Annotated in this window: 24 protein-coding genes; 17 read left to right on the top strand and 7 right to left on the bottom strand. The window is 35.7% G+C overall.

Annotated elements, in window-relative coordinates; genetic code table 11:
• From EKL98_RS10700 to EKL98_RS10680, 5 genes are all read right to left on the bottom strand, one after another.
• A complete protein-coding gene (locus EKL98_RS10700) occupies nucleotides 1-870 on the bottom strand; it encodes a rhomboid family protein (RefSeq protein ID WP_126562329.1) in 870 nt (289 codons plus the stop codon).
• Between the two features lie 63 nt (nucleotides 871-933).
• The gene (locus EKL98_RS10695) at nucleotides 934-1,680 is read right to left on the bottom strand and encodes a rhomboid family intramembrane serine protease (RefSeq protein WP_126453633.1); all 747 of its coding nucleotides are present in this window, start codon (nucleotides 1,678-1,680) and stop codon (nucleotides 934-936) included.
• Nucleotides 1,677-3,518, bottom strand: coding sequence for a DNA mismatch repair endonuclease MutL (mutL, locus tag EKL98_RS10690; protein WP_126562327.1), 1,842 nt, complete (start codon nucleotides 3,516-3,518; stop codon nucleotides 1,677-1,679). The genes EKL98_RS10695 and mutL overlap by 4 nt, the downstream gene beginning before the upstream one ends.
• A 212-nt stretch (nucleotides 3,519-3,730) precedes the next feature.
• On the bottom strand, nucleotides 3,731-4,303 hold the full coding sequence (gene ribH, locus EKL98_RS10685; protein WP_126453629.1) for a 6,7-dimethyl-8-ribityllumazine synthase: 573 nt from the start codon (nucleotides 4,301-4,303) through the stop codon (nucleotides 3,731-3,733).
• A gap of 73 nt (nucleotides 4,304-4,376) precedes the next feature.
• The gene (locus tag EKL98_RS10680; RefSeq protein WP_126555043.1) at nucleotides 4,377-5,150 is read right to left on the bottom strand and encodes a tetratricopeptide repeat protein; all 774 of its coding nucleotides are present in this window, start codon (nucleotides 5,148-5,150) and stop codon (nucleotides 4,377-4,379) included.
• 232 nt (nucleotides 5,151-5,382) lie between these two features.
• Between EKL98_RS10680 and recF the strand changes: the two genes are divergently transcribed.
• The 14 genes from recF to EKL98_RS10610 all read left to right on the top strand — a co-directional run bounded on the left by recF (nucleotide 5,383) and on the right by EKL98_RS10610 (nucleotide 18,050).
• Nucleotides 5,383-6,462 (top strand): DNA replication/repair protein RecF, encoded by a 1,080-nt coding sequence (gene recF, locus EKL98_RS10675; protein ID WP_126461484.1) that lies wholly within the window; start codon nucleotides 5,383-5,385, stop codon nucleotides 6,460-6,462.
• Nucleotides 6,463-6,540: 78 nt separating this feature from the next.
• On the top strand, nucleotides 6,541-7,239 hold the full coding sequence (locus EKL98_RS10670; RefSeq protein ID WP_126562324.1) for a thioredoxin domain-containing protein: 699 nt from the start codon (nucleotides 6,541-6,543) through the stop codon (nucleotides 7,237-7,239).
• 6 nt (nucleotides 7,240-7,245) lie between these two features.
• Nucleotides 7,246-7,917, top strand: a complete 672-nt coding sequence (locus tag EKL98_RS10665; RefSeq protein ID WP_126555047.1) for a DUF2461 domain-containing protein — start codon at nucleotides 7,246-7,248, stop codon at nucleotides 7,915-7,917.
• Nucleotides 7,918-7,922: 5 nt separating this feature from the next.
• On the top strand, nucleotides 7,923-8,999 hold the full coding sequence (locus EKL98_RS10660; protein WP_126562322.1) for a glycosyltransferase: 1,077 nt from the start codon (nucleotides 7,923-7,925) through the stop codon (nucleotides 8,997-8,999).
• 2 nt (nucleotides 9,000-9,001) lie between these two features.
• On the top strand, nucleotides 9,002-10,849 hold the full coding sequence (gene asnB / locus EKL98_RS10655; protein ID WP_126562319.1) for an asparagine synthase (glutamine-hydrolyzing): 1,848 nt from the start codon (nucleotides 9,002-9,004) through the stop codon (nucleotides 10,847-10,849).
• Between the two features lie 48 nt (nucleotides 10,850-10,897).
• Complete coding sequence (gene murB / locus EKL98_RS10650; protein WP_126555053.1) at nucleotides 10,898-11,911, top strand: UDP-N-acetylmuramate dehydrogenase; 1,014 nt, start codon at nucleotides 10,898-10,900, stop codon at nucleotides 11,909-11,911.
• A 78-nt stretch (nucleotides 11,912-11,989) separates the two neighbouring features.
• The gene (locus EKL98_RS10645) at nucleotides 11,990-12,604 is read left to right on the top strand and encodes an FMN-binding negative transcriptional regulator (protein ID WP_126562317.1); all 615 of its coding nucleotides are present in this window, start codon (nucleotides 11,990-11,992) and stop codon (nucleotides 12,602-12,604) included.
• Nucleotides 12,605-12,716: 112 nt separating this feature from the next.
• Complete coding sequence (locus tag EKL98_RS10640) at nucleotides 12,717-13,823, top strand: glycosyltransferase (RefSeq protein ID WP_126461505.1); 1,107 nt, start codon at nucleotides 12,717-12,719, stop codon at nucleotides 13,821-13,823.
• On the top strand, nucleotides 13,814-14,365 hold the full coding sequence (locus EKL98_RS10635; RefSeq protein ID WP_126461508.1) for an RNA polymerase sigma factor: 552 nt from the start codon (nucleotides 13,814-13,816) through the stop codon (nucleotides 14,363-14,365). Before EKL98_RS10640 ends, EKL98_RS10635 begins: the two co-directional genes overlap by 10 nt.
• A 644-nt stretch (nucleotides 14,366-15,009) precedes the next feature.
• Nucleotides 15,010-15,879: a lipoyl synthase gene (gene lipA / locus EKL98_RS10630; RefSeq protein WP_126453603.1), complete on the top strand. Its 870-nt coding sequence runs from the start codon at nucleotides 15,010-15,012 to the stop codon at nucleotides 15,877-15,879.
• 67 nt (nucleotides 15,880-15,946) lie between these two features.
• Nucleotides 15,947-16,957, top strand: coding sequence for a type I glyceraldehyde-3-phosphate dehydrogenase (gap, locus tag EKL98_RS10625; protein WP_126562344.1), 1,011 nt, complete (start codon nucleotides 15,947-15,949; stop codon nucleotides 16,955-16,957).
• 139 nt (nucleotides 16,958-17,096) lie between these two features.
• Nucleotides 17,097-17,270 (top strand): tetratricopeptide repeat protein, encoded by a 174-nt coding sequence (locus tag EKL98_RS18495; protein WP_126562342.1) that lies wholly within the window; start codon nucleotides 17,097-17,099, stop codon nucleotides 17,268-17,270.
• Between the two features lie 55 nt (nucleotides 17,271-17,325).
• Nucleotides 17,326-17,634, top strand: coding sequence for an ATP-binding protein (locus EKL98_RS10615; protein ID WP_126562310.1), 309 nt, complete (start codon nucleotides 17,326-17,328; stop codon nucleotides 17,632-17,634).
• Nucleotides 17,635-17,738: 104 nt separating this feature from the next.
• On the top strand, nucleotides 17,739-18,050 hold the full coding sequence (locus tag EKL98_RS10610; protein ID WP_126562308.1) for a response regulator: 312 nt from the start codon (nucleotides 17,739-17,741) through the stop codon (nucleotides 18,048-18,050).
• A gap of 3 nt (nucleotides 18,051-18,053) precedes the next feature.
• On the opposite strand, the gene EKL98_RS10605 is transcribed toward EKL98_RS10610, so the two are convergent.
• Nucleotides 18,054-18,866, bottom strand: a complete 813-nt coding sequence (locus tag EKL98_RS10605) for a purine-nucleoside phosphorylase (RefSeq protein ID WP_126562305.1) — start codon at nucleotides 18,864-18,866, stop codon at nucleotides 18,054-18,056.
• Complete coding sequence (gene lpxK, locus EKL98_RS10600; protein WP_126562302.1) at nucleotides 18,838-19,863, bottom strand: tetraacyldisaccharide 4'-kinase; 1,026 nt, start codon at nucleotides 19,861-19,863, stop codon at nucleotides 18,838-18,840. The genes EKL98_RS10605 and lpxK overlap by 29 nt, the downstream gene beginning before the upstream one ends.
• A 126-nt stretch (nucleotides 19,864-19,989) precedes the next feature.
• Here lpxK and EKL98_RS10595 point away from each other — a divergent pair, with 126 nt between their 5' ends.
• From EKL98_RS10595 to EKL98_RS10585, 3 genes are read left to right on the top strand one after another with little or no spacing between them, the layout of a single operon-like run.
• Entirely contained in the window at nucleotides 19,990-21,084 is a 1,095-nt protein-coding gene (locus EKL98_RS10595) for a Nif3-like dinuclear metal center hexameric protein (protein ID WP_126461523.1), read from the top strand.
• A 3-nt stretch (nucleotides 21,085-21,087) separates the two neighbouring features.
• The gene (locus EKL98_RS10590) at nucleotides 21,088-21,867 is read left to right on the top strand and encodes a zinc ribbon domain-containing protein (protein ID WP_126453591.1); all 780 of its coding nucleotides are present in this window, start codon (nucleotides 21,088-21,090) and stop codon (nucleotides 21,865-21,867) included.
• A gap of 38 nt (nucleotides 21,868-21,905) precedes the next feature.
• Nucleotides 21,906-22,754 carry an alpha/beta fold hydrolase gene (locus EKL98_RS10585; protein ID WP_126562300.1) on the top strand — a complete coding sequence of 283 codons (849 nt, stop codon included), beginning with the start codon at nucleotides 21,906-21,908 and terminating at the stop codon, nucleotides 22,752-22,754.
• Nucleotides 22,755-22,813: the final 59 nt, after the last annotated feature.

Below are 22,813 nucleotides of genomic sequence, written 5' to 3'. Positions count from 1 at the left end.
TTATTTACCTACTTTAAACAAGAACTCTTTCTCTTCTTTAGTCAAACTATCGTAACCGGACTGGCTGATTTTATCTAAAATCTCATCAATCTGTTGCTGTGCTTTATCTTTTTCAATTATTTTTGAAGCCGTTTTTTCAACAGGTTTACGGTAATTTTTGTGTACTTTTTTGAACGGTGTAGTAGGTTTTTTACGAAACAAATTTGTAAAAAAATCTAAACTACGAGATACAACTGTACTTAAATCCGTTCCATTTTGAAGCAATTTAATAAAAATAAAACCAAAAAGAGCTCCGGAAAGGTGAGAAATATGTCCACCCATATTTTCGGAACGCAGCTGCATCAAATCAATAATAATAATTACAGCGGTTATATGCCATAATTTGACATTTCCAATAATCAAAAGCTGTACGCTCATCAACGGATAATAAGTTGTAACAGCTACTAAAATACCCATGATAGCAGCTGAAGCCCCTACCATTGGCGCATTGATATTTAAAACATAAAACACCAGAATATAACAAATCCCCGCAAAAATGGCACTCAAAAGATACAAGCCCAACAACTGTTTGGAGGTAAAAAACGTCATAAACAATCTGCCTGAAAAATTCAAAACAATCATATTAAAAACAATATGCATGATGCCGCTGTGAAAAAAAGCATACGAAAGCAACGACCATGGTTTCCAGAGCAAATCCAACGGATTAGACGACAAACTCACATATTGAACATAATCAATATGGACACTCAACACGGATAAAAGTGCAAAAAACAACCACGGAAGCACAAACAAAGCGACATTCCAAAAGAGTAGCTGAGTCACTATTCCTCCCATTTTGTATTGTAATTTCAGGTCGTCGATAATATTCATAAGTTAATTGGGATTTAAGAGCTGCTGTTTAGGTTATATACTACTTTAAAAGCTGTTAGACTTTTAATTCCAACGGTTCTTATTGAACTGATTTTTCTTCCAGTACCACGTAATAATAAAACCAAATAAGGCGCCACCAACGTGGGCAAAATGGGCAATTCCGCCACCACCAAAAATTGATTTTCCTGAAATACCCAGGTACAAATCGATTAACACTAAACCCGGAACAAAATACTTTGCTTTTATGGGTACAGGAATAAACATCAAAGACAACTCAGCATTAGGAAACATAAAGGCAAAGGCTACTATCGTTCCGTAAATAGCGCCAGAGGCTCCCACTGCAGTACCTACATAGGCACTTGTGAAATTCTGAAAATCAGAAACCGCTAAGATCTCCTGCCATCTGGTATCAATCTTACCTTCGTTCAAAATTTGCAAAATTTCTTGTTTAGAAAAACCATTAGCCATTAGCGTATTCAATCCGTCTTGAAAATAGTAATAATTGACTCCGGTATGCAACAACGCTGCACCTAATCCGCAGGAAATATAGAAAAACAAGAATTTCTTACTTCCCCACATTTGCTCTAAAGCAGATCCAAAAGAATATAACGCAAACATATTGAAAAAAATATGCATAAAACCGCCATGCATAAACATGTGCGTCACCGGTTGCCACAATTGAAAACTTGGGTTTTCCGGAAAATACAATGCTAATATTTTATAGGCGGGCTCTTTTATAATCAGTGTCCCTACAAAAAACAATACATTGATAATAATTAATTGTTTTACGGTTTCAGTAACGTTTCTCATAATGCAAATTTTTTATCTAAATCTTCCACACGCATAGTGATGAAAGTGGGTTTATAGAATGGGGAAACATTTGGGTCTTTACAGGCAAAAAGTCCGTTGACCAAATTTTCCTGTTCTTTTTCTGTCAGGTGTGTTCCTGTTTTCACGGCTAAACTTTTGGCCATCGATTTGGCAATCGTATCGTTCTGGCTGAAACTGCTTTCTGGAATTCCGTCCTGCAAATCACTTAATAATTGTTCTAAAACCAGTGAAACTTCACTCTCCGTTACATTTACCGGTATTCCTGAAATAACAATATGATCGGTGTTATTTTCTTCAAAAACAAATCCGGTATTCATTAATGATAATTGTAATTCCCCGATAAGCTCCATTTCGCTTGACGAATAAAATAGGTTCAAAGGAAATAATAACTGCTGACTTGAGGCTTGATTAACCGTCATATTGACCAAAAACTGCTCATACAAAACACGTTGGTGCGCCCGCTGCTGATCGACAATTACCATTCCGGATTTGATGGAGGAAACAATATATTTTTTATGTATTTGATACGTTTTATGAACAGAATGCTCCACTTCTTCGTCATTAAATAAAGACGAGGTAACTTCTTCATTTTCGAAAGTCAAATGCCCTATTTCATCCGTATCCTGTTTTAAGCCTACGTATAAACTTTCCCAATTAGCGGTTGGTTCTGGTTTTCTATAACTGGTAAATTGCTTACTGGGTTTTTCTTCAGAAAACGGATTGAAGTTGCCATCTACCTGAATCGTCGGTGTAGCACCTTCTAAATCTTTGTAATGATACGGCGTATCTAAATTAGAATCGCGATCAAAATCTAATACTGGAGCCACATTAAACTGGCCCAAACTATGCTTTATCGAAGATCGTAAAATAGCATATAAAGCATGTTCGTCATCAAACTTAATTTCCGTTTTAGTGGGATGAATATTGATATCAATAGTGTTGGGTGGCACTGACAAATATAAAAAATAACTGGGCTGCGCACCGTCTTTCAAGATTCCGTCATAGGCAGCCATAACCGCATGATGCAAATAACCGCTTTTTATAAAACGGTCATTGACAAAGAAAAATTGTTCTCCACGATTTTTTTTGGCAAATTCTGGTTTGCTTACAAATCCTTGAATTGTTACAATTTCAGTTTCTTCCTGAACCGGAACTAATTTTTCATTGGTTTTACCTGAAAAAATATTCACAATTCGTTGTCGTAAAGTTGATGGAGGCAAGTTGAACATTTCACTGCCGTTGTGATAAAATGTAAAATGTATTTTTGGATGAGCCAAAGCCACACGCTGAAACTCATCCACTACATGGCGGTATTCTACGGTGTCCGACTTTAAGAAATTCCGTCGTGCTGGAATATTAAAAAACAAGTTTTTCACGGCAAATGAAGTTCCTTTAGGCAAAACAGCTACCTCTTGAGATACGAATTTACTGCCTTCAACAATAATATGGGTTCCAAGTTCTTCCTGATCTTGTTTGGTTTTCATTTCCACATGGGCAATTGCCGCAATAGATGCTAATGCTTCGCCACGAAACCCTTTGGTATGCAGTGAAAATAAATCTTCGGCATGACGGATTTTGGAGGTAGCATGGCGCTCAAAACACAAACGCGCATCAGTAACACTCATCCCTAAACCATTGTCAATGACTTGAACCAATGCTTTTCCGGCATCTTTAATAATTAGTTTGATATCCGTTGCTCTGGCATCTACCGCGTTTTCGAGCAATTCTTTGACTACCGAAGCGGGTCTTTGAACGACTTCGCCAGCAGCAATTTGATTGGCAACATGATCCGGAAGTAATTGAATTATACTCGACATTAAAAAAATTAGGTTTAAAGTTTATCCCTTTGACTGTACTTCGACTTCGCTCAGTATAGACTTCTCCGGGCGACAATAGTTTATTATAAAACCAAGAAGCACAAATTTAATGAATTTCTACGGGGAATGGTAGCGTATTTAATCATAAATAAAACAAAAAACCTATACTATATATGCAATAGTATAGGTTAAAGAATTATAAATTTTTATTCTTATTCTTTTAATTCCAATGGCAAATTTTCAATTTGCAAAGCACCGGAAGACAATAACTGTTGGTTATCAAACTGATGATTCAAAGAAGCCTGCTGGCGGATATAAGCCATTTTTATAGCAGCAATAGCTGCTTCAGTCCCTTTATTTCCATGAATTCCTCCGCTTCTATCAATTGATTGTTGCATGGTATTATCTGTCAAAACACAAAAGATAACCGGAACATCCGTTTGAACATTCAAATCTTTTATTCCCTGCGTAACGCCTTCACACACAAAATCAAAATGTTTGGTTTGTCCTTGGATGACGCACCCTATAACAATAACAGCATCCACATTTTGAGTTTGCAACATTTTTTTGGCTCCATAGACAAGTTCAAAACTCCCTGGAACATTCCACCGTATGATTTGTCCGGAAGGAACTTCATTTTCTAATAATGTCTTGAATGCCCCATCAAAAAGCCCTTCGGTGATGGTGTCATTCCATTCTGCAACTACAATTCCGAAACGAAATTTTTTCGCATCTGGAACCATATTTTTGTCATACTCGGATAAATTTTTATTTTCGGTAGCCATCTTATTTAGTTTTCAGTCACAGTCGCAGTATGCAGTTTCTGGAAACTAAAAACTGTGACTATTAACTTTTATATTATTGTGCCAATCCTATTAAAACGTCAACTGAAGCAGCTTCTGGAGCGCCCTCATAATTTTCTTTGATGTCAGTAAAATATTTCAATGCTTCTTCTTTATTTCCTAGAGCCAAAGCTGTTTTTCCGGCCTTCAATAAGAAACGTGGTGTTGTAAAATCATTTTTATTAGATCCTGCCGCTTTTACATAATTCTCTAACGCTTCTTTTGGTTGATTTTTTTGAGAATAAGCATCTCCAATTGCTCCTTTTGCCAACGCACTTAAAACAATATCATCCGATTTAAATTTACCTAAATAATCAATCGCTTCAGTATATTTTCCGGTATTCAAATAGGCAATTCCCGCATAATAATTAGCTAAATTTCCAGCATCAGTTCCAGAATATTCATCTGCAATTTTCAGAAATCCAAATTTACCTTCTGAACCATTCAAAGACAGCTTATATAAGGAGTCACTTGCTACTCCATCTGTTGCTTTTTGAAAATTTTGTTGTGCCACGAACATTTCATTAGCGGCTTCCTCTTGTTGTGGCGCAGCAATAAATCTTTGGTAGGCTAAATATCCAATAGTAAATAGGGTAGCAGCGGCAACTAATCCAATAATAATTTTTTGGTTTTTAGCTACCCAATCCTCCGTTATTGTAGCGGTTTGATCTAATTTAGAAAATACTTCTGCTGTTGTACTGTCCTTATCATCAATTACTACTGCTTCAACGCCGTCTTTTGTTTCTTTTTCTTTTGGTGCTTTATATCCTCTTTTATTGTAAGTAGCCATTTAAATTTAATTTAGTGAGTCGCAAAAATAAAATTTTTATTCAAACCCACACAAAAAATATGCTTTTATATTTAAAAAAAATATCTTATCAGATTCTTTGTTTCCAAAGACAAAATAATTCTCATAGAAAAAACAGAAAAGACGGTTTTATCGATATTTTTCAATAATTTGCACCCACTTTGAAAAGTCTGTTCAAAAACAGCAAAGTTCTCAATACCAGCAAGCCTTACCCATGTATTTAAAAAAAATTTCACTGTTCAATTATAAGAATTTTTCTGAAGCTAATTTTGATTTTGACTCTAAAATAAATTGCTTTGTAGGTAAAAACGGTATTGGCAAAACAAATGTGCTCGATGCAATCTACCATTTATCGTACGGAAAAAGCTATTTTAATCCATTGGCGGTACAAAACATCAAACATGGAGCCGAATTTTTCGTTATAGATGCTGCATTTGAAAAAAACGAAAGAACGGAACAAATTGTCTGCAGCCTTAAAAAAGGACAGAAAAAAATATTGAAACGCAACGGCAAAGCCTACGACAAATTCTCAGATCATATTGGGTTTATTCCTTTAGTGATTATTTCTCCGGCCGATAGAGATTTGATTGTGGAAGGCAGCGAAACCCGACGGAAATTCATGGACAGTGTGATTTCGCAACTGGACTCCCACTATTTACAGCAACTTATTCAATACCAGAAAGTAATGAGTCAGCGCAATGCTTTGTTGAAATATTTTGCGTTAAATCATGTTTTCGATACTGACACGCTCTCCATATATAATGAACAACTCAATGGTTTTGGAAACTATATTTTCGAAAAAAGAAAAGCATTTATAGAACAATTCATTCCTATTTTCAATACCCATCATCAAGCTATAACGGGTTCACAGGAAACCGTGCAACTCGTTTACGAAAGCCATTTATTCGAAAAAGACTTGTTGACCCTTTTACAGGAAAATATCAATAAAGACCGAGCGTTACATTATACGAGTGTAGGAATCCATAAAGACGATTTAGCCTTTGAAATTGACCAACATCCAATAAAGAAATTTGGCTCGCAAGGCCAACAAAAATCGTATTTGATCGCTTTAAAATTAGCGCAATTTGAGTTTTTAAAAAAACAAAGCGGTGTAAAACCAATTCTGTTATTTGATGATATTTTTGATAAATTAGACGAAAGTCGCGTGGCCAAAATAATCGAAATGGTCAACAGCGATACTTTTGGTCAACTTTTCATTTCAGATACCCATCCGGAACGTACGGAAGTTATTCTAAAATTGACCCATCAGAGCTATAAAATTTTCAACTTATAACTTTTATTTAGTACTTTATAAGGCCTGAAAATTGAAAAAACACCTAATTTAGCGTATTCAATTATAAATCAAATTACAATGAAATTCAGTTCAATATTCGTATTAATCATATCTTTTGCTTTTTTATCTTGTAATGGACAAGCATCAAAAGAAAGTCAAACTATCGATGCAAAAGTTTTTAGCGAAAAAATTGCAGCAACACCAAATCCACAAATTCTGGATGTACGAACGCCTGCGGAATTTTCGTCAGATCATATCGACAAAGCCGTAAATGTAGATTGGCTCGGAGACAGCTTTGTTGCAGGCACCGAAAAACTAGACAAAACAAAACCTGTTTTCGTGTACTGCAAAAGCGGCGGAAGAAGTCAAAGTGCCGTTGAAAAACTGGAAGAACTTGGCTTTACTAATGTTTACCAATTACAAGGCGGAATATTAAAATGGGACGCTGCAGGACTGTCTAAACCAAGCAACAAAATCACTGGAATGACTTTGCAGGACTACAATAAATCAGTAGACTCTGATAAAAAAGTATTGGTTAGTTTTTATGCAGAATGGTGTGCGCCATGCAAAAAAATGACGCCCTACATCACAAAAATGCAAACTGAACTAGCAGATAGCGTAACCATCATACGATTGGATGCCGACAAAAACAAAACCTTAATGACCGAAATGAAAATCAGTGAACTTCCTACTCTATTATTATATGAAAAAGCAGCTGTAAAATGGAGAAAATCCGGTTTCATTAGCGAAGAAGAATTAAGAAAACAAATACAATAGTACAAGATGCTTTCAAAAGAAACACTACAATTTCTTGATGATTTAAAAGCCAATAATAATCGGGATTGGTTTCTGGAAAACAAAAAACGCTACGAAAGGTTCAAGAAAGACTACCAACAACTAGTTGGGGATTTACTGGACGCGATGAAACCTTTGGATCCATCGCTGGAAATGCTAGAAGTTAAAAATTGTACGTTCAGAATCAATCGCGACATTCGGTTTTCTAAGGACAAAACGCCTTACAAATCGCATTTGGGAATCTGGCTTTCGTCTGGTGCCAAAGGGCTGAATCGTTCCGGCTATTACATTCATCTGGAAAAAGGCGCGAGTTTTATTGCCGGCGGATTGTACTGCCCGGAATCCCATGACTTAAAAAAAATGCGCAAAGAAATAGCATTTTTTCATGAGGATCTGGAAGCTATTCTTGAGAAGAAAGATTTCAAAAAAGAATTTAACAACTTTGATCGTAATGAAAAAAACACCCTGAAAAACCCGCCACGAGGGTACGAAAAAGAACATCCGGCTATTGAATTATTAAAACTAAAAAGTTTTGAGTCTTCACAGAAAATTGATTTTTCGGCAGCTGCCAAAAAAGATTTTGTTGCCGTAATGAGTCAAAAACTGATTGTGCTAAAACCATTGAACGATTTCATCAATCGAGCCTTAACTTCCGAGTAATTCAAATGATATCGACAAAAAAGAGAAGGATACTTTTTTTGGGGGAATCCTACAGAGCCGATGCCATCACCTGGATGAATGGACTCAAGGAATTTGGTGATTTCGAAATTATAACATGGGAATTAAAAACGCCTAGCGATAGTTTTAAGAACCGAATACTACGGATTTTCGAATTTAAATTTGCTGTTTTAAAAATCAGAAAAATAATCCAACTGCAAAAACCGGATATGGTAATTGCGGAACGAACCACCAGTTATGGTTTTCTTGCTGCATTGTCCGGAGTAAAACCAGTTGCAATCGCACAACAAGGCGGAACAGATTTGTGGCCGGAAAAATCTATTTCACTTCCATTAAAAAAAATAATTCAGCATTACGCTTTCAAAAAAGCCGATTTAATTCACGCTTGGGGACCCGTGATGACTTTATCTATGCTGGAGGCTAAAGTTGACATGAGTAAAGTTTTGGTATTACCAAAGGGAATTGATTTGGTGCAATTTGGCAATCAAAAAACTGCCAATCCTGAAAAAATTTGCGCTATCGTCACCCGCTCTTTGATGCCTGAATACTGCCATGCTATTATTTTAAAAGCGTTTGCTGTTTTAAACCAAAAAGGGATAGATTTCGTCCTTACCATTGTAGGAGACGGAACACAACTTTTTAAATTAAAAGAGTTAGCTAAAAAGTTAAACATTGAAAATAAAGTCAATTTTACCGGAAGAATTCTGAATACGGAATTGCCAAAGCTATTGCAAGAATCAAACATTTACATCAGTATGCCCGTAACGGAAGGCGTTTCGGCATCCTTATTTGAAGCAATGGCAACTAATTGTTATCCAATTTTAAGTGCTATTTCCGGAAATAAAAGCTGGATTAAACACCGCAAAAACGGGCAATTAGTCCCCGTAGATGATTACAATAAACTTGCCGAAGAATTAATTTGGGCATTTGAAAACGATAAATACCGAAACGAAGCTGTTTCTATGAATAGAAAAATTGTTGAAAAAAATGCTGATTATAGTATTAACATGAAGATTATTGCCCATAAATACCACGAATTAATCAACCAAAATCAATCCAATTAATTATGTGTGGAATTAATGGAATCTTGCATTTACAATCTCAGAAAAAAGTAAACGAACGCGTTCTTACTAATATGCGGGATTCTCTGGAACATCGCGGTCCGGATGACAAAGGATTATTTATAGCAAACAATATTGGTTTTGGACACCGAAGACTTTCAATCTTGGATGTTTCAGTAGCCGGGCACCAGCCTTTCCTATCCGAAGACGGAAGATATGTGCTCATTTATAATGGCGAAATTTATAACTACAAAGAATTTTATCCAGAGTTAAAAAGTAATGGATTTGATATCAGAACGACCTCAGACACGGAGATTTTAATGAAATTATTTCAATTGTACGGTTTAAAAATGCTCCACCGCCTAAATGGTATGTTTGCTTTTGCTGTTTGGGATACATTAGAAAAAAAGCTGACTCTTGTTCGAGACAGAATGGGCGTTAAACCGCTATATTATTCTTTTTATAACGAAACATTTTATTTTGCATCGGAACAAAAAGCACTTTTCACGGCTGGAGTTCCGCTTAAAATGGCGCAAGACGGACTGGAAGAATATGTTTTTAACCGATTTGTAGCTGGAGAAAACACGCTGTACCAAAACGTAAAAAAGGTACTGCCTGGCAATAGCCTAATTATTGAAGAAGGCGGAAAAACCATTATGGAAAACTGGTGGAATCTAAAAAAGGAAATTCAAAACCACCCTGAAATAAAAAATCCGGTCGAATGGTTTCGGGAAACCTTTGATGATTCAGTTAAAATGCGCATGGTAAGTGACGTGCCTGTAGGTGTTTTATTGAGTGGTGGACTGGATTCCTCCTCTATTTTAGCCTCGTTACACCACCAGAAATACAACGGCATCCAGACCTTTAATATGGGTTTCAAAGAGAAAGAACACAATGAAGCACATCTGGCAAAAATGATGGCCGAGAAATTCGATTATGGATTTCAAACTATGCAATTAGAGGATGAAAATCTTTATAACCAGTTACTACGTTCCACTTATTTTCAGGATGAACCAATCATGCACTTGAGTGAACCGCATCTTTTAGCGGTATCTCAAATGGCAAAACCTTCCGTAAAAGTATTGCTTTCCGGCGAAGGTGCTGATGAGTTAATGGGTGGTTATGTACGCTACAAAACCCTACAATATCCCTCATTATTGAATTCTATTGCAGCCATTGGCAATCTAGATTTTTTTACAAAAAAACCACGCTACGAGAAGTTAATGCGTTATGCTCAAATTAGTAAAAAATCTGATTTGGTTATTTATAATGGCTCTACTATTTATCCAAATGATATTGCGGAAACTTTTGGAATCAATACCCCTCCTGAAAACGAATACCGAAAACAAATTTATAAAGAAGCAAAATCTTTGTATCCAGATAACTTACGGAGACAAGCCCTTTATTTTGACCAACACACCTATTTATGCTCACTTCTGGACAGGAACGATCGCTGTACAATGGGCGCATCCATTGAATGCAGGGAACCATTTTTGGACCCAAGATTAGTTGTTGGTCTCGGATCATTGGATGACAAGTGGCTCTTCTCAGGAAAAAAATGGAAATTCATTCTAAAAAAAGCAATGGAAGAACGTTTACCAAATCAAATTCTGAATTTCAGAAAAGTAGGTTTGAGTGCGCCGTGGGGTGATTATATCACAAAGAGTCATGCCTTTAAAGATGAACTAGAGTCTTTCGCAAAAAGTGATCTGTTTCAAATCCCTTATTTTGAACATATTCACATCCATAAACTGATAATGAATTTACAAAAAGGAGACACCAGAATGACGCCGTATATAATGCCGTTGTTTATGATGCATATCTGGATGAAAACGTATGCAACTAAATTTTAATCCTTACTTTTGGTGCAGGATTCAACAACACAAAACGCCCTTTCTTTTATGGAAATAGTACCTAATTTCTCTTTAAAAAAATACAACACATTTGGTATTGAAGCCAAAGCAAAACAGTTTGTCGCCATTCATTCTATACAGGATTTGACAACTATTTTACAAGAAAATAAAACGCAGCAAAAATTTATTTTGGGCGGAGGTAGCAACATGCTTTTGACAAAAGACATTGATGCCCTTGTGATTCATATCGATTTGAAAGGCAAAAAAATCCTTGAAGAAAACGAAGACTTTGTGTGGGTCAGAAGTCAGGCGGGCGAAAACTGGCATGAATTTGTGCTTTGGACCATCGATCAAAATTTTGGAGGATTAGAAAACATGTCGCTAATTCCCGGAAATGTAGGGACTACGCCGGTCCAAAACATTGGTGCTTACGGAACTGAAATCAAAGATACTTTTGTTTCCTGTGAAGCAATGACGGTAGCAAATCAGGAAATAAAAATTTTCACAAAGGACGAATGTCATTTTGGTTACCGGGAAAGTGTTTTCAAAAACGAAATAAAAAACCAATACATCATTACATCAGTTGTTTTTAAATTGACTAAAAAGAATCATAAAATCAATACTTCTTACGGCGATATTTCGGCTGAATTAACCAAAAACAACATCAGCAATCCGACTTTAAAGGACGTCAGCAATGCTGTAATTACCATTCGACAAAGCAAATTACCCGATCCGGCAGCATTGGGAAACAGTGGCAGTTTCTTTAAAAATCCGATTCTGTTAAAATCCGATTTCGAAAAAATTTACAAGAAATTTCCTGAAATGAAATATTTTGATATTTCAGAAACTGAAGTAAAAGTTCCTGCTGGATGGCTGATAGAACAGGCCGGTTTCAAAGGAAAACGTTTTGGCGATGCCGGAATCCATAAAAATCAAGCGCTGGTTTTAGTGAATTATGGTCATGCAACCGGACAGGAAATTTTGAATGTTTCTAAAAATATTCAGGACACTATTTTTAAAATTTTTGGCATCCATATTGAGGCCGAAGTAAATGTGATTTAGGTGCTAGGCATTAGTCCAATAAATTTTAAAATCGTTTTACTAATCCCTATTCCTAATTCCCAAAAACCCAATCCTAAAATGTACACTCCAGAAATCTACAAAAACGAAAATCAGGAAGAAATCAAAAAATTTCTGCAAGAGAATAGTTTTGGTATTTTAATCAATCAAACCAATGGGAAATTGTGTGCCACACATATTCCTTTGGAACTGGAAACCAACAAAGAAGGCAAGGAAATTTTATCTGGGCACATTTCTAAAGAAAACCCACAATGGAATGGTTTTATAGACAACGACGAAATTTTAGCTGTATTTTCCGGACCTCACAGTTATATTTCTTCTTCTTGGTACGATCATGAAAATGTTCCAACATGGAACTATATTGCGGTTCATGTGTACGGAAAAATAAAAATTATTGAAGGAGAAGCCATCATTGAATCCTTAAAAAAACTGGTCGATAAGTACGAACAGAATTCTGAAAACCCGATTCGTATAGCAGATTTATCTAAAAAAACCATGATGCAAACTCGCGGTATTGTCGCCTTTGAAATTGAAATAACTGAAATTCAAGCCACAAAAAAATTATCTCAAAACAGAGACGAAAAAAACCATCAAAACATCATTTCTGAGTTAGAAAAAACAAAAGATTTTCAGTCAATAGCAGTTGCAAATAAGATGAAGAAATGTCCACTATAAATTCTTTTAAAAATCATAATTTATAATTTACAATTCATAATTCTATTCATACCTTTGCACTCTGCCGTCCCGAAGCTTCGGGATCGGGGATTTAAACACTCATTAAACTCAGATGCTTATACTAATTCTTTACTTTTTTATTTTTATTATTGCGGTTCAAATTTTATATTATCTAGGTGTTTTTGGGAAATTTGCTTTCGCCAAAATCCAAAAAATAACACCAAAAAGAATCCCCATTTCAGTTATTGTTTGTGCCAAAAACGAAGAAGAAAATGCAGCAAATTTCATCCCTTTACTGGCGGAACAAAACTATCCTGATTTTGAAATTGTCTTGATTGACGATGCCTCAAGTGATGCTACTCTGGCTATTTTTGAAGGTTTTGAAAAACAATATCCAAATATTCGTTTGGTAAAAGTACAAAACAACGAAGCCTTTTGGGGAAACAAAAAATATGCGTTGACATTAGGAATAAAAGCCGCAAAAAAAGAGTATTTACTATTCACTGATGCGGATTGTTATCCCACTTCAAAGGACTGGATAACAGCCATGAGTTCTCAATTTACGATGCAAAAAACTATCGTGTTGGGGTATGGGAAATATGAAAAAATTGCCAATTCTTTCCTGAATAAAATAATTCGTTTTGAAACTTTGTTAACCGCGATTCAATATTTTTCCTGGGCAAAAACAGGACATCCGTACATGGGTGTAGGAAGAAATTTAGCGTATAAAAAAGAAGAGTTTTTCAATGTAAATGGTTTTATTGATCACATGCAAATTCGTTCCGGTGACGATGATTTATTTGTAAACCAGGCGGCAAATGCTAGAAATACCACTATTGCTTTCACGCCGGAAAGCATTACGCTTTCCAGACCAAAAAAAACTTACAAAGACTGGCTGATTCAAAAAAGACGACATGTGGCTACTGCAAATTATTACAAACCTTTTGATAAATTACAATTAGGTCTGTTTTACTGTTCGCAATTGTTATTCATTTTATTGCCCATTGTATTGCTGTCTTTTCAATTCCAATGGATATTAGTGCTTAGTTTAATTGCGCTTCGGTATCTTGTAACATGGATTGTCATCGGATTTTCGGCAGGCAAATTAAAAGAAAAAGATGTTGTATATTGGTATCCAATAATTGAATTGGTATTGCTATTTACTCAAATCAATATTTTTATAACAAATACATTCTCAAAACCAGTCCATTGGAAATAAACGAACAGATAGAAAAAGCAAAACAAGGCGATCAAGTTGCCTTCACTTTTCTGTTGAATCATTACTGGAATGAAGTATATGGTTTTATGCTGAAACGCACCGAAAACGAAACCAATGCCGAAGATATCACCATTGAGACGTTCTCGAAAGCTTTTGATAAAATAGCCACTTACAATGCGGAATTCCAGTTCAACACCTGGCTTATTGCTATTGCAAAAAACGTTCACATCGATTTATTGCGGAAAAAAAAATCGAGTCTTTTTGTAGAAATTACCGATGAACACGATCAGCAAGCCTACAATATTGCCGACACTACTCCATCTGCGGAAGATGAATTGATAACGGAACAAAATCTTTCCCGATTACTGCAATTCATTAAAGAATTGAAACCCCATTATCAAGAGGTGATACAGTTGCGTTATTTTCAGGAAATGAGTTACCAGGAAATTGCAAACAAGATTGATGAGCCGCTAAGTAATGTCAAAATTAAGTTGCTTCGTGCCAAGAAATTATTGGCAGAAATCATTAAAAGTAGAAGGTAAATTTATCTTAAAAAATATAGCAAATCTATTTTTTGATTTTCAAATTTATTATCTAAACCAAAAAAATATAAAAGCCCCAAAATTATTATTGGAAATATCAAAAAGGGTAACTTACTTAAAAAGTTTATCTTGTTTTTTAAATTCAATATATGTCTATTATCAGACTCGTCACTATTCCAAAAAAAGTAAAATAAACTAACGGCCTTCCTATAATATCTCCTTCTTTATAATTACTTACATATCCTTGAGAATTTTCTACATCTTCACAACCATGAAAAACATATACTTCATTATTCCATAAAACTCTAACAAATTGAATAATTCCAAAAATGAAATAGAAAACAAATAGCAGATATAAAAAAGATTCCATTCATTTTGAAGATTTTTTTATACCTGATTTTTTTTACGAGTGCACCTTACACCAACAAAAAAATCTAATTGAGCTCTGATGGTAGTGGTATCCCTTGCTGCCATTTCGAGAAACATAGCAAAAAGCATGGATATACCGAAAATCAGAACGACTACTTCCTAAGAAAAGCGACTCTAGTACTGCCAAAGTATCCGTATCTCTTTATTCAAATAAACAACGAAACGAATCTACAAATAAACTCTATTCCTTATCTTTGTACTTTGAAAATTTAAATATGGAAATAGTTTTAGAAAATACTTTACCAACTGCAAAGCCAAAATGGTTGAAGGTAAAACTCCCAATAGGAAAAAAATACACTGAGCTTCGTGGCTTAGTGGATAAATATAGCTTAAATACAATTTGTGCCTCCGGAAGTTGTCCTAATATGGGTGAATGCTGGGGTGAAGGAACAGCAACTTTTATGATTCTGGGAAACACTTGTACGCGCTCTTGTGGTTTTTGCGGGGTAAAAACAGGAAGACCCGAAACCGTAGATTGGGATGAGCCCGAGAAGGTAGCGCGTTCTATCAAAATCATGAATATCAAACACGCCGTGATTACCAGCGTTGACAGAGATGACTTAAAAGATGGCGGCTCAATCATTTGGATAGAAACCGTAAAAGCCATTCGAAGAATGAACCCCAATATAACACTGGAAACGCTGATTCCTGATTTTCAAGGTATCGAAAGAAATATTGACCGTATCGTAGAAGCCAATCCTGAAGTAGTTTCGCATAACGTAGAAACGGTACGCCGATTAACCCGTGAAGTCCGCATTCAGGCAAAATACGACAGAAGTTTAGCCGTATTACGCTACTTGAAAGAAAAAGGAATTAAGAGAACAAAATCAGGTATTATGCTAGGTCTGGGCGAGCAGGAAGCCGAAGTTTTTCAAACCATGCGGGACTTGCGGGAAGCCAATGTGGATATTGTTACAATAGGTCAGTACTTGCAACCCAGCAAAAAACATTTGCCGGTAAAAGAATTCATAACACCCGATCAATTTGCAGTATACGAGAAATTTGGTTTAGAACTAGGGTTCCGTCATGTAGAAAGCGGACCATTAGTACGTTCCTCATATAAAGCACAAAAACATATTTTATAAATAGTTTATTCGTTTATTTGTTTAATCGGTTAACCAAATAAACGAATAAATGAATAAACGAATCCATTTGAAAACAAGAATTGCCATAAATGGTTTTGGAAGAATCGGCCGAAATTTATTCCGATTACTTTTAAACCATCCCTCAATAGAAGTTGTTGCCATAAATGATATTGCCGACAAGAAAACGATGGCCCATTTAGTGAAATATGATAGTATTCACGGGGTGTTACCCTTTACGGTCAGCGATGATGAAAAAGGAATTCTGGTAGACGGAAATCATTTTTTGTTTTTCCATGAAAAAACCATTTCCAATCTGGACTGGAAAAGTGTAGACATTGATTACGTAATCGAATCCACAGGTAAATACAAGACTTTTGAAGCGCTGAATGCCCATATCTTGGCTGGGGCCAAAAAAGTAATCCTTTCCGCACCATCAGAAGTAGACACTATCAAAACAGTCGTTTTAGGTGTCAATGACTGTATACTTGACGGAACGGAAACCATTATATCAAATGCCAGCTGTACTACCAATAATGCCGCTCCAATGATCAAAGTAATCAATGACCTTTGCGGTATAGAACAAGCCTACATTACTACGATTCACTCGTACACCACAGACCAGAGTCTGCACGACCAACCACATAAAGACTTGCGTCGCGCCAGAGGAGCAAGTCAATCTATTGTACCCACAACAACTGGCGCTGCAAAAGCGTTGACAAAAATATTTCCCGAGTTTGAAGGTAAAATTGGCGGTTGCGGCATCCGGGTACCTGTCCCTGACGGCTCCTTGACTGACATCACATTCAATGTAAAGCGCACAGTAACAATACAGGAAATAAATGCCGCCTTCAAAAATGCTGCACAAACTACTTTAAAAGGTATTTTAGATTATACCGAGGACCCAATTGTTTCAGTTGATGTCATTGGCAATAAAAATTCTTGTATATTCGATGCTCAACTCACTTCGGTTATTGATAAAATGGTAAAAGTAGTTGGATGGTATGATAATGAAATTGGTTATTCATCCAGAATAATTGACCTAATACTATTGACAGAAAATAACCACAAAAAAATTTAATTACAAATGAATTATTTTTTCGTGTTTATTGTTGTTTTTTACTCCTCACTGTTTCCTCAATCTACAGAGAAAACGGACAGTATTTTATATTACACTAGTTAAGGAACTCCAGCATTCAAACTAACAATTAAAAGAGGCACTGCTACACCCTCAAAAAGCAATCCTTTATGCGACTCGAAATAAAAACATAGAAGATCAAGCACTTCAGAATTATAATCTGGGTAAAATTTATTTTGATTTAAAAGAGTATGATAACGCCATAGAAACGTTCTCTAAGAGCGCGACTTTATTTTCAAGTTTTAAACCCCTCTGAATGCCATCAACGGAATTACCCATTTGTTATTGGTAGAAAACCCAAATGAAATTTAATCAACAATGCGCTAAAATTTACACAAAACGGAGCCGTACACGTAATTACCAAACAGCACTCTTTGCAGAATGAAAATGCAACTTTATATTATGAAATTACTGATACCGGAATTGGAATCCCCGAAGATAAACTGGCAAGTGTTTTTGACAATTTTTCCCAAAGTCCCATAGAAGTAAATCAAAAATATGGCGTCACGGGGCTAGGATTAACTATCATAAAAAAATTAATTAAAATACTGGGCGGCCAAATTAAACTAAAAAGTACAGTTAGGAGAAGGATCTACATTTTCATTCCTGCTGGACTTTAAAATAAGCGAACAACCACTACAAGAAGAAACCAAACCAAAAGCAAACTATGATTCAAAATTGTTGAATAAAAAATACTTTGGTAGAGGACAATAAAATCAACCAAATGATCACTAAAAAGATACTCATCAATAAAGGAATCATTTGTGAATTAGTTGACAATAGGGAAGATGCCATTGATTTAGTTCGAAAAAGCAAATTTGACTTGGTTCTTATGGACGCTCATTTACCGGGTATCAACGGCACAATCACTACAGAATTGATTAGAATATTTGATAAAACCACCCCCATCATAGCGTTTACGGCGATCACATTGCATGAAAACCGCAAAATGCTCTTGTCTTTTGGAATGAATGAAGTCATTACAAAACCGTTCGCCCCAGAGGAATTTTACATAACAATCGCTGAATACATCTAGTCATTAATAGTTTAAAATCAATTCTTTAATAAGACTCCTCACTTGCGGTTCAGCTTTTTTTGCTACTTCCAATACTTCATCGTGTGAAATAGTGCCAATACTTTCTTCATTACCCATATCCGTAATTACAGAAATTCCAAAGGTCTCCAGATCCATGTGACGGGCCACAATTACTTCAGGAACGGTTGACATCCCAACACAATCTGCACCAAGAATCTTGACCATTCTATATTCAGCCAAAGTTTCAAAAGTAGGCCCTTGAAGCCCCAGATAAATTCCTTCATGAACCTCGATATGAAGTTGCTTAGCTAATTCAGTCGCTTTTGCAATCATTTTTCTCGAATACGGCTCACTCATATTTACAAAACGAGGTCCAAAACGTTCGTCATTTTTCCCACGTAAAGGGTGCTCCGGCGTCATATTGATGTGATCCGTAAGCATCACAATAGAGCCTACTTTATAAGCCGGATTCACACCGCCTGATGCATTTGAAACCACTAATTTCTCAATCCCTAAAAACTTCATCACTCGCACCGGAAAAGTCACTTCAGTCATCGAATAGCCTTCGTAAAAATGAAACCGTCCCTGCATGGCCACTACTTTCTTACCGCCTATTGTTCCAAAAACCAAGGCCCCTTTATGACCTGGTACCGTTGATACAGGGAAATTTAAAATTTCATTGTAGGGCAGTGTATATTCTACCTTCATTTCATCGGTAAAACTCCCTAATCCTGATCCTAAAATCACACCATATTCTGGCGTAAAATCAATTCTTTGCTTAATGTAACTAACGGTTTCCTGTACTTGTTCCCACATAATCTGTAATTGTTTTATCAAAATTTTCACTCCCGAAAATAAAAGTACTTTTTATAGGCAGATAAAAGAGTTGTCCGCTTGGTAAACTTCCTTTCAATCGCATATAATCTTTTTCGGTAGTGATAATCATGTTGTTTTGAGCTAACTTTTTAATTTCTAAAATGTCTTTATCGGTAAAATTATGATGATCCGGAAAAGACAAACAGACCTCATTAGTATCCTTAAAATAGGCGAAAAATGGTTCCGGTTTTGCAATTCCTGCCACTAGTACCTTAGCAGCATCTTGAATTTCATTCCCCTTTATCTTTAAATTTTCACCATAAATATAACCATCGTATGCTATAAAAGTAAAGTATAATTCTTGATTTTTACCAACTTTTAGCCTCTTTTTAATGTCATCCTGCTCCTCAAATGAAAGGTTATGAGGACATTTAGTCACCATAATCACATTCGCTCTTGCCGCTCCGCTTTGGCTTTCGCGTAAATTCCCGGTTGGCAACATACAATCATCCGAATATAAATCACCATAAGAAGTCAATAAAATATAAAAACCCGCTTTTACTTTTCGATGTTGAAAAGCGTCATCAAGCAAAATCACTTCTGGTTTTATGGATAGCGAAAGCAATTGCTCTATTCCATTTTTTCTGTCGGCATCAACCGCAACTTGAATCGATGGGAATTTTTGATAAAACTGAAAAGGTTCATCTCCCAAGGTTTCTGCATTCGAAGTGGCTTCTGCCAAAATAAAACCTTTAGATTGCCTTTTATAGCCTCTACTTAGTGTAGCAATTTTATATTTATCCGAAAGCAAGCGAATCAAATATTCAATTTGGGGCGTTTTTCCGGTTCCTCCAACACTAAGATTCCCAACAGCAATAATGGGCAATTCAAACGAGTATGATTTTAAAACCCCTTTATCGAAAAGAAAGTTTCGAATACACGTTACTAAACCATACAAAACGGCAAAAGGGAATAGTAATTTTCGAAGTAAATTCATTTTACGAAAGTAGAATAAATTATCTTTGATTTAAAAATCTAACACAGATTTCACAAATTTTCGCAAATTAAAAATAACTTTGAATCTGTGTAAAAATATATATCTGTGTAAATCAGAGTCAAAAACATGAAAATCAAAGAAATAATAGACGTACTCGAAGAAATGGCGCCACTCGCCTATGCTGAAGATTTTGACAATGTAGGACTATTGGTTGGCGATCAGGAAACGGAGGCTACAGGTATTTTAGTTTGCCATGATGCTTTAGAAAATATAATTGACGAAGCAATTGCAAAAAAATGCAATCTGGTGGTTTGTTTTCATCCCATCTTATTTTCTGGATTGAAAAAAATAACGGGTAAAAACTACGTGGAACGCGCTGTTATCAAAGCCATAAAAAATGACATAGCTATATATGCCGTTCACACTGCGCTAGACAATCATCAAGAAGGTGTAAATAAAATATTTAGTGATGCATTAGGATTAATACATACTAAAATCCTGATTCCAAAGCAAAATTTCATTCGGAAATTAGTAACCTACACGATTCCTAAAAATGCGGAAGAAGTACGAAATGCCCTCTTTGACGCAGGAGCGGGAACGATTGGGAATTATGCAAATTGCAGTTTTAATTCGAAAGGAATTGGAACCTATATGGGAAACGAGCACAGCAATCCGCAGGTTGGAGAACGATTTGAATTTGTACAAGGTGACGAAATCAAAATCGAAGTCACTTTCGAAAAACATTTAGAAAAAAAAATCCTGAAAGCCTTATTCAATAGCCACGCCTATGAGGAAGTGGCCTATGAAATTTATGAATTGCAAAACCAACACCAAAATATTGGCTTAGGCATGATAGGCGAATTAAAAAATCCCATGAATGAAAAAGAGTTTCTGCTTTTTGCAAAAGAAAAAATGGAGTGCGGCGGAATTCGACATTCCGGTTTTACAGGTGCAACAATTAAAAAAGTAGCTGTGCTTGGCGGAGCGGGAAGTTTTGCCATAAAAAATGCAATTCAGGCCGGAGCAGACGCCTATTTGACTGCCGATTTGAAGTACCATCAATTTTATGAGGCCGAAAACAAGTTGCTTTTGGCCGATATAGGACATTTTGAAAGCGAACGTTATACAAAAAATTATATTGTTGAGTATCTTCGGAAAAAAATCCTTAATTTTGCAGTTATTTTATCAGAAGAAAATTCAAATCCAGTTAAGTACTTATAGAATATGGCGAATACGAAAGAATTAAGTGTTGAGGACAAGTTAAGAGCAATTTATGATTTACAACTTATTGACTCTAGAATTGACGAAATCAGAAACGTAAGAGGAGAACTTCCTTTAGAAGTAGACGATTTAGAAGATGAAGTTGCAGGTTTAAGCACCCGTTCAGAAAAACTGAAAGGAGAACTCGAAGTTGTTGAGGATCTAATCAAAGTAAAAAAGAATGCAATTGATGAGCACAAAGAGTCCATCAAAAAATATACTAAGCAACAAGAAACGGTTCGTAACAACCGAGAATTTAATTCGTTGACTAAAGAAATTGAATTTCAAGAATTAGAAATTCAGTTGTCTGAAAAACAAATTAAAGAAATGAAAGCTTCAATCGAACACAAGAAAGAAGTAATTTCTAGTTCTAAAGAAAGATTAGAAGCGAAGTCAAATCACTTAAAGCATAAAAAATCAGAGTTAGACGCCATTATGGCAGAAACAGCTAAAGAAGAAGCGTTCTTAACTGAGAAATCACAAGAATACCAAGCTTTAATAGAAGAACGATTGCTAAAAGCATACACTAGAATCCGAACAAGTGTTCGCAATGGTTTAGCTGTTGTTTCTATCGAAAGAGGAGCCTCTGCAGGATCTTTCTTCACGATACCCCCACAAACACAGGTAGAAATTGCTTCCAGAAAAAAAATCATTACTGATGAACACTCCGGAAGAATATTAGTCGACAGTGTATTGGCTGACGAAGAAAAAGAGAAAATGGAACAATTGTTTTCTAAATTCTAATTATAGTTAAGTCCCGATACCAATCGGGACTTTTTTTTATGAAAAAAATACTTTATTATCTGTTTACTAAAACTATTGGATTATACGTAAATTTATTAAGCTACGTATTTCTTGACAAGGCAACCCAACTTGCTTATTCTCTTTTTAGCGAACCCCGAGAAGGCAGGCTTACTGCTGCAAAACTTCCTAAAATACTACAAGAAACAGCTGCGGAAACTTTTCAGCATAACGGACACGACATTCAAACCTATACTTGGAAAGGAAATAATACTGTAATACTCCTCGTGCATGGATGGGAAAGCAATGCCTCACGCTGGAAAAAAATGGTACCCTATTTAAAAAAATCCGGTAGTACAATCATAGCAATCGACGCTCCTGCTCATGGCTTATCAAGTGGAAAGGAATTTAATATTCCCCAATATGCGAAATCTATTGATTTTATAGTTCAAAAATTTAAACCGCAATACCTAATTGGCCATTCCTTAGGAGGAAAAACCTGCTTGTATTATCAATCTGTTTATCAAAACAACACTATTGAGAAAATGGTGATTTTAGGATCGCCGAGTGATTTCAAAATTATTCTCGATAATTATATTGCAATGTTGAGTTTAAACTCTAAAATTTCAAAAGGACTTGAAGCACATTATCTACACCATTTTAAACTAAAACTTGAAAAATTCTCAGCCAAGCATTTTGCTACTAAAATAAAAACAAAAGGATTAATCGCTCATGACACTAATGATACAGTTGTTTTATTTGAAGAAGGAAAAAAAATAGCCAGCACCTGGAAAAATTCTATTTTTATTGAAACTAATGGGTTAGGGCATAGCATGCACGACGATGGGTTGTATAAAAAAGTCTCCCACTTTTTATTTGAAACAGAGTAAAACAAACACCATCAGAATAGTATGATCGTTATGCCATTTCTGCTTTGTCCAAATGACAA

This window comes from Flavobacterium bomense (genome assembly GCF_003970355.1).
This window is presented reverse-complemented; position numbering and strand designations above follow the sequence as displayed.